This is a genomic window from Peribacillus sp. NPDC058002 (genome assembly GCF_042886655.1).
Lineage (GTDB): Bacteria > Bacillota > Bacilli > Bacillales > DSM-1321 > Peribacillus > Peribacillus aracenensis.
In genome coordinates this window covers 1-7,716 of sequence record NZ_JBHVQU010000175.1, presented here as the reverse complement: position 1 = coordinate 7,716, position 7,716 = coordinate 1, and the positions used below count along the sequence as shown (strand labels likewise).

At 41.3% G+C, this 7,716-nt stretch carries 10 protein-coding genes and 1 riboswitch; all 10 genes read right to left on the bottom strand.

What is annotated here, in order from left to right; genetic code table 11:
- On the bottom strand, window positions 1-610 hold a 610-nt coding region (locus ACFVSH_RS20525), incomplete at its 3' end, for a thiazole synthase (protein WP_387707559.1).
- A gap of 1 nt (window position 611) precedes the next feature.
- Complete coding sequence (gene thiS, locus ACFVSH_RS20520; protein ID WP_387595889.1) at window positions 612-815, bottom strand: sulfur carrier protein ThiS; 204 nt, start codon at window positions 813-815, stop codon at window positions 612-614.
- Window positions 816-829: 14 nt separating this feature from the next.
- Window positions 830-1,954, bottom strand: coding sequence for a glycine oxidase ThiO (thiO, locus tag ACFVSH_RS20515; protein WP_387595886.1), 1,125 nt, complete (start codon window positions 1,952-1,954; stop codon window positions 830-832).
- 1 nt (window position 1,955) lies between these two features.
- Window positions 1,956-2,567: a thiamine phosphate synthase gene (locus ACFVSH_RS20510; RefSeq protein WP_387707557.1), complete on the bottom strand. Its 612-nt coding sequence runs from the start codon at window positions 2,565-2,567 to the stop codon at window positions 1,956-1,958.
- 40 nt (window positions 2,568-2,607) lie between these two features.
- Entirely contained in the window at window positions 2,608-3,384 is a 777-nt protein-coding gene (locus tag ACFVSH_RS20505; RefSeq protein ID WP_387595880.1) for an energy-coupling factor transporter transmembrane component T family protein, read from the bottom strand.
- A gap of 16 nt (window positions 3,385-3,400) precedes the next feature.
- Complete coding sequence (locus tag ACFVSH_RS20500; RefSeq protein WP_387707556.1) at window positions 3,401-4,858, bottom strand: ABC transporter ATP-binding protein; 1,458 nt, start codon at window positions 4,856-4,858, stop codon at window positions 3,401-3,403.
- A gap of 10 nt (window positions 4,859-4,868) precedes the next feature.
- Window positions 4,869-5,453, bottom strand: coding sequence for an ECF transporter S component (locus ACFVSH_RS20495; RefSeq protein ID WP_387595874.1), 585 nt, complete (start codon window positions 5,451-5,453; stop codon window positions 4,869-4,871).
- A gap of 14 nt (window positions 5,454-5,467) precedes the next feature.
- Window positions 5,468-6,151, bottom strand: coding sequence for a thiaminase II (gene tenA, locus ACFVSH_RS20490; protein ID WP_387595871.1), 684 nt, complete (start codon window positions 6,149-6,151; stop codon window positions 5,468-5,470).
- 134 nt (window positions 6,152-6,285) lie between these two features.
- Window positions 6,286-6,414, bottom strand: a riboswitch (TPP riboswitch).
- 135 nt (window positions 6,415-6,549) lie between these two features.
- Entirely contained in the window at window positions 6,550-7,296 is a 747-nt protein-coding gene (locus ACFVSH_RS20485) for an SDR family NAD(P)-dependent oxidoreductase (RefSeq protein ID WP_387595868.1), read from the bottom strand.
- A 52-nt stretch (window positions 7,297-7,348) separates the two neighbouring features.
- Window positions 7,349-7,716, bottom strand: a 368-nt coding sequence (locus tag ACFVSH_RS20480; protein ID WP_483878311.1) for an AMP-binding enzyme, incomplete at its 5' end; no start/stop codon positions are given.

Genomic DNA, 7,716 nt, shown 5'->3' with positions numbered 1-7,716 from the left:
GCAATACGCCATCCGCCCCTAATTCCATGGCGATTGCCGCATCGGAGGGCGTTCCAATCCCTGCATCGACAATTACAGGTACCTCAGATTGTTCCATGATGAATCGTAAGTTCAGTGGGTTTATAATGCCTTGACCAGAGCCAATTGGTGAAGCGCCAGGCATGATTGCATGGCACCCCACTTCTTCCAGGCGCTTAGCGAGCAACACGTCATCAGAAGTATAGGGTAATACGGTGAATCCCAGCTTCACTAATTCTTCAGCAGCTTTTAAGGTTTCAATCGGATCAGGCAACAGTGTTTTTTGACAGCCAATGACTTCTACCTTAATCATGTCACATAAGCCAGATGCCTTTGCAAGATGGGCTATGCGCACTGCCTCTTTGGCAGTTTTAGCTCCTGCTGTATTGGGAAGGAGTGTGTATTTTTTTAAATCAAGCTTTTCTAAAAAATTGGGCTGACTGGCTTCAAAAATATTCATTCTCCGGACCGCAAATGTTAATATTTCCGTCTCCGAAACCTCCACTGATTGCTTTTGAACATCGAAGTTTGGATACTTTCCTGTACCTAGTAACAATCTTGAAGAAAATTCATAAGAACCTATCTTTAACATATCATCCGCCTCCTACAAAATGTACAATCTCTACCTTGTCTCCATTTGACAAAAGTGTTTCACTTAGACTTTCTTTTGCCAATATTTCATCATTCAATTCAACGATCACCACTTTTTGATGTAAATCAAAGTGTTGCAAAAGCCCTGAAACTGTTGATTCATCAGCAGGAATCCTTATTTTTTCCCCGTTAATAATCAATTCCAATTCATCCACCTCCATTATGAAAAAAGAGTCTGTACCGAACGATCCAATCGAAAAGCGGACCATTCGGCATTTGTCTTCCTTTCTAAAAGATCAGCAATAAGTACACCTGTAATTGGAGAAAGCAGAATGCCATTCCTGTAGTGCCCCGTTGCAATGAAAAGTCCTTTGCATCCTGGATGTTCACCAAAGTACGGCAAGCCGTCCCCAGTTTGGGGGCGTATCCCTGCCCATGTCTTTTCCAATTCGGTTCCTTTAATCGCCGGAAGCAATTGCGTTGCCTTTTCTATTAACGTAGAAATCCCGTCAAGACTTACCTTTTGATCGAAAGTGTTCGCTTTAACCGTTGCCCCGACAATGATCCTTCCGCCAATTTTTGGTACAAGATAACAGCCATGTGAGAAGATTGTCTTTTCAAGCAATGGACGATCGGTCCGGACGGAAAAGCACTCACCCTTTACTGGATAACTGTCAAGTCCCATCCCTGATTTTTCAAGGAGAAAAGCACTCCAAGCCCCACCTGCCACGATGACATTTTCACTTGAAAATCCACCTATGTTCGTGACCACTCCCGTCACACATCCGTTTTCCGTAACTAAACCGGAGACATGAACGAATTCCTTTATGTCTACACCAAGGGCAGCTGCAGATTCAGTAAAAGCGAGCGATAGCCTAGTGGCAGAAACTTGTCCATCCTTCGGAATGAACATGGCCCCCTTAATCTCATCCGATAGAAGCGGTTCCGTTTTCCTCATTTCGGCAGTCGATAGCCATTCAGCCTCAAGTCCCGCATCTTGCTGGACTCTGATCATGTTCTTCAAATCGGCTACCTGATCATTCGTTAGCGCCACCTTAAACATGCCCTTGTTCACTAATTCGATGTCTATTCCACTTATGTCTTTTAATTCTTCCGCCAGTGCAGGAAACATCCCTCTGCTTCGGCTTGCCAATGTAAAAAGCGGGTTATCAGCATCCAACTCGGATTGTGCCCCTAACATCCCGGCTGCAGCACTGGATGCTTTACTGGCGAGTCTATCTTTTTCCAATAAAAGGACCTTTTTGCCTCGTTTGGCTAATTGAAAAGCAATGGATCCACCTATTACTCCTCCCCCAACAATGATTGCATCATATATGGAATTCATCTTATGTCTCCTTTCCCAAAGACCTCGAATATTCTTTAACGGCTTTAATCGGATTTTCAGCTTCAAGCACACCTGACATGACGGCAATTCCGCGTGCCCCCGCATCCAGTACGACTTGGCAATTGAAAGGTGTTATTCCGCCTATCGCAATTATCGGAAGATTGACATTTCTTGTGATTGCATTAAGCTCCTTAACTCCCTTAGGAGGAAGTCCGATTTTTGAATCCGTTTCAAAAACATGTCCATAAATCGCGTAATTGGCTCCTTTGCTGAATGCGGCTTTCGCTTCATCCATGGAATGGATCGAACAGCCAATATTCATCCCTGGAAAAGCTCCTTTTACGACTCCCGCATCTAAACTATGAAAAGCCAATTGCACACCAAATACTTTGTGTACCCAGGCTACATCCATCCGGTCATTAATGACGATCTTAGAAAGCGGAATCTTATTATCATGTAATAGGGTCACTGCTCGATAGAGTTCCGATGCACTCATTTGCTTTTCCCTTAGATAAAAGAAATCAACATGTTCCTGAATGTTTGAAGCGATCTCGACAAACTTTTCAATTGGCTGTTTCCCAGTAGAAATAATATGCAATTCATGTGCATTCATACTAAGAACCCCTAACTAGTAAAATTACCATCTCATAAAATCAAATAGATACTAACGGGTATTGAATCGATAGATAAAAGCCGGCCAACAGCAGGATGATAAAATACAAAATGAAACCATGATCCTTTTTTGAAAACCCAAATTCATAATAGTATGTTCGATTCCGAGTGTCTGTAAATCGCTTTGCCTCCATCGCAACCGCGATTCGGTGAGCACGTCTGATGCTTCCGGATAACAACGGGATGGAATAGGCTTTCATCTTAAAATATACAGATCTTATCCCTTTTCCCCTTTCGAAACCGCGTACCTTCATCGCGTTTCGTATCGTTTGGAACTCCTCCATCATGATGGGAATCAGCCTTAATGCCGCCATGAAACTATAGGCATATTTCGGTTTAAGCTTCACTTGCTGCATTAACGAATAAAACAAGTTCACTGGCCTTGTCGTTAAGGAAAAAGTTAATCCAAGGGCCGCAAAGAACAAAGCTCGAAAGCCCACAAGTATTCCCCTCATGAAACTTTCTTCCGTTATCGATATTAGGCCCCACTCGAACCAAAGCGTCTTACCTTGTCCGAATAATATCATTGCGGAAGAGGTGGATATAAAAATGAAACAAAAGGGAATCGATAAAAGTAAGATTCGTTTTATCGAATGCCCGGTAAAAAACAAAAATAAAAGTAATACGCCAATGGTGATATTCATCATATAATTCAGGTCATGAATGAATAACGCCACGATGCATAACACAATCAGTACACCAAGTTTAACGCTTGGATTAATTCTATGGAGCCATGTTTCTGTATTTGAAACATTCATCTACATGACACTCCTTTTAAAGTGATAAAACTTCAGTCTCCAAAAATCCGGCCTGCGCAATGTTTTCATCACTTATTACGTTTCCGTCCTTAACCATCCAGATCCTGGTAGCAAAGTTTTTTGAAATATGATCGTCATGAGTTACCATGATCACTGTTATTCCGCGCCTTCGATATTCCTCAAACCATTCCAGTAATGCAAAGGTATTTTTCGAATCTTGGCCAAAGGTCGGCTCATCCAGGAGAATGATTTTTTTATCTATTACAATTGAAGCAGCTACGCTTAGGCGACGCTTTTGACCCATTGATAATTGAAACGGATGTTTATCCCGATGTGCCATAAGGCCGAACACTTTAAGCAATGTGCGGACCCTCTCATCTATTTCTTGTTGAGGCCGTTTGTCAATCCGCAATGAATAGGCAATCTCTTCATATACAGTATTTGCAACGAACTGAAACTCAGGATTCTGAAAGACAAACGTCATATGATTTGTTGGATTTTTCACCCTTTTAATGGGGGTCCCCATTAATTCATACTTACCATCCGTTTTTATGAACTGCATCAGTGCTTGCAAAAGTGTGCTCTTTCCCGCGCCATTTTCTCCCCTGATTACAATCCATTCCCCTGAATGAACCTTCAGCTCTTCAATCTTGATTTTTTCCTCTTTATTCCGAAAACCGCTAAATCCTTGCACATGCATAAGGAGTGAATCATCTGTAAATTGGTGTTCACGAATGGGTGCATGCTGATTTACATATTCATCCCAAACACCTGGAAACCATATTCCATATTCTTTCATTTCATTTTTATATTGTGAAAGAATGGTGTCTCTTGGACCATCAGCCATGATTTGACCGTCATCATTAAAAAGCACGATTCGATCGATGAATTCTAAAACATGGTCAATTTTATGCTCGACGATTATAACCGTTTTGTCTCGACCAACTTCCTTCAACAAGTCCCAGATTTCTTTTGTTCCTTCCGGATCAAGCATGGCGGTTGGTTCATCCAAAAATATCACTTCTGGTTCAAGGGCCAATACTGAAGCGATTGCCAGACGCTGTTTCATCCCGCCTGATAATGTTTCTATACTTGTATGGCCTAGGTTCAATCCTACTTTACGGAGATGATATTGGATTTTCCCTTTCATTTCACCTTTAGGGACGGAAAGATTCTCAAGGACGAAGGCGATTTCCTCATCGGCAAATGGCATGCAAAACTGACTATCAGGGTCTTGAAAAACATACCCCCATGAAGAAGGGCATTTCATTTCTTCAACTTTCATCGGGACTTCGATGGAATTCGGAATCAATCCGCTTAACACTTGCAAAAGAGTGGACTTACCACATCCTGATGGTCCCAACAATAGTACCTTTTCTCCTATATCTAACGATAAGGATAGGTCCTTGAAAACCAAAGATTCATCACCGGGATATTTCATTCTTAACTTCTCAACTGAAATGATTGGTTCCATGGCCCTCAACCTAATTTTGATCCAGTTCTGCATAATCTTTATTTGAAACCGGACGAACAAGATTAGTTACTCCAGTCGCTTCCAAGACTTTAACTAGATAATAGGCAGTCACACCTGCAAAGAAAATGGAACCCACAAACCTCGCTATCATGAATAAAGATAGATTCCAAGTAGAAAGCGCACCAATTTCCCCGTATGCAAAATCCATTAGTACGGATGCAAGGCAGGAAGCTACCGCAGCTAAAACGGCCACCGACATATTGAATTTTTTATATTTGAACCCCATGAACACCAGTTCCGCGAACAAACCTTGGACCACCCCATATAACAGTACGGTCAGCCCCCAAGGAGAACCTAGAAAGAATTCCCCGGAAGCTGCAGCAATCTCCGCCAAAAGTGCCACACCCGGTTTCCGTAAAATTAAAAAGGCGACGGGACCAGCTATAAACCACATTCCATAAATAAGTTGATCCAGATGTAATCCTAATGGTTTAACAGAATAGTAAATCGAACCCCAAAGGATATAAACGATTCCAAATGCTACCGAAATCACGATCGTGACTAATATATCCGTTAATTTCAATCCTTTTTTCATTATTTCATTCTCCTTTATACTTCCAGTGTTTCCTGGTGCACAGGCCATGTCTCTAAACGATAAGCCATTTCCCAAAATGAGTATTCATATTGGCTGCTAAGGATAAAATGCTCTTTCATCCTCTCCTTATCTTCGTCCGTTACTTTTTCAGCAATCTCATCAAGCCTCGCAATTTGTTCTTCCACCAAAGTGCGGAACCACTCTCCTCCGTACGCCGCTATCCATTCTTGATAAATCGGCTCTTCGGGTATGCTACCTTGCAGCTTTTCACCTATTTCATAATACAGCCAGTAACACGGCAAGATGGCTGCAATAACATCACCTAAATGTCCCGAATAAGCTGCACGATACATATGGGAAGTATAAGCATAAGCAGTCGGGGCGGGTTTGAAATTTTGCCTTTCTTCTTTTGTGATGCCTAATCTCTCAGAAAAATTCTCATGAAGCTTCAACTCCGCTTCATATGTTCCTTGTGCATGGCCGGCAAGCCTGCTTGTTGTATGTAAATCTGTAGCTTTGACTGCCCCTAAAGCTTGAACCCTGGCAAAATGAGATAAATAATAGGCATCTTGCATGACATAAAAACGAAAACATTCCAATGGCAATGTGCCATCTCCTATTCCTGCAACAAACGGGTGATTAAAACTAGCTTCCCAAATATGGTCAACTTCCCGACGGATTTCCTCTGAAAACTTCATGTCCATTACCTCCAAATAGTATTTTTCAATGAATCTTACAGAAAAAAACTTTTATCACCCCTTTTTTTGCAAACAAAAAACCACTTTCTTAAACGTAAAGAAAGTGGTTGTACTTGAAAAAATACAGAAACGTATCGTTCCAGACCCCACTTCCCTACGCTGGTATAAACCAGATCAGGTTCTAAGGGTCTTAAAGTCATACTCTAATCTCAGCTTCTGCGGTAAAATCAACTTTTACCTATAAAGCACCCCTAGTGGTACAAATTGTATATTTAATTTTCATTTGCCTTTATATTAACACGATAAATCCAATTGTCAAACGTATTAGAAAAAGTTTTCAACCTAATGCTTTAAGTTTACTAGCCTTTCAATCTTGCATAACCACCCAACTATATTGATTAGACCATAGTTAATCCACCATTTACGGAAAGTGTTTGCCCCGTAATATACCCTGCATCTTCCGAAACGAAATAGGCAACAGCACTGGCAATGTCCTCTGGTTGAGCTAGCCGGCGAAATGGAATCGCTTTTTCCAAGGCACCTGCTATACCTTCATTGTATGAGCCTATTTCTTGAAATAGGGGCGTATCTGCAGGACCTGGCGCAATACAATTGATGTTGAGTTTGTGACGTGCCATTTCTCTTGCTATCGTTTTTGTGAAGGCAATCACCCCTCCCTTAGCAGCCGAATAAACTGCCTCTCCACTTGATCCTACTCTAGCTGCATCAGATGCAATATTTACTACCTTTCCATAACCATTTTCAATCATGAGAGGTAAAATTTCCTTGCAAGTATGGATCTGCCCAAGTAAATTAATATCGATAATCCTTTTCCAAGTGCTAGGATCGCTTTTTAAAAAAGGTTCCACCTTATCCCAGCCTGCATTATTAACCAATATATCTATTTTATGATAATGATTCACTGTTTCTTCAACGGCTTTTTTAACACTTTCTAATTTCGTTACATCACAATGGACCGCCCTGGCTTCAAAACCCGAATTTTCGATTAAAGAAACCGTTTCCTCAGCATTTTTATGATTTATATCAGCCACGATGATGTTAAAATTGCGAGAAGCCAATTTTTTTGCAATCTCTCTGCCAATTCCGCTTCCGGCACCGGTAATAAATGCGATTCTTTTATTCATCGTATTTCCCTCCACTTTCACCATTTAGTCAATATGGATTTATTTAAACTGCTTATATCTTGTCGACTAACTTTTCATTTATCATTTCCCGGAGCCGGAATTTCTGGATTTTCCCGCTTGCCGTACGAGGAAAGTCATCCATTATTTCAAGAAGTTCAGGCCAATATTGTTTGGCCAAACCCTTTTGCGAGAGAAATTCCTGCATGGAATCCATCGTGATCGGGCTCTTCCCCGTTTTCATGCTGATACATGCACATGCTTTTTCCTGAAGACGGGCATCTGGAACTGCAATAACCTGAGCGCTAGAAATATCCGGGTGTTCATACAATACATTTTCTACATAAGCGACTGGAATATTTTCACCGCCACGTATGATTATGTCTTTGTTTCTTCCAGAAATTCGAATATATCCTTCTTCTG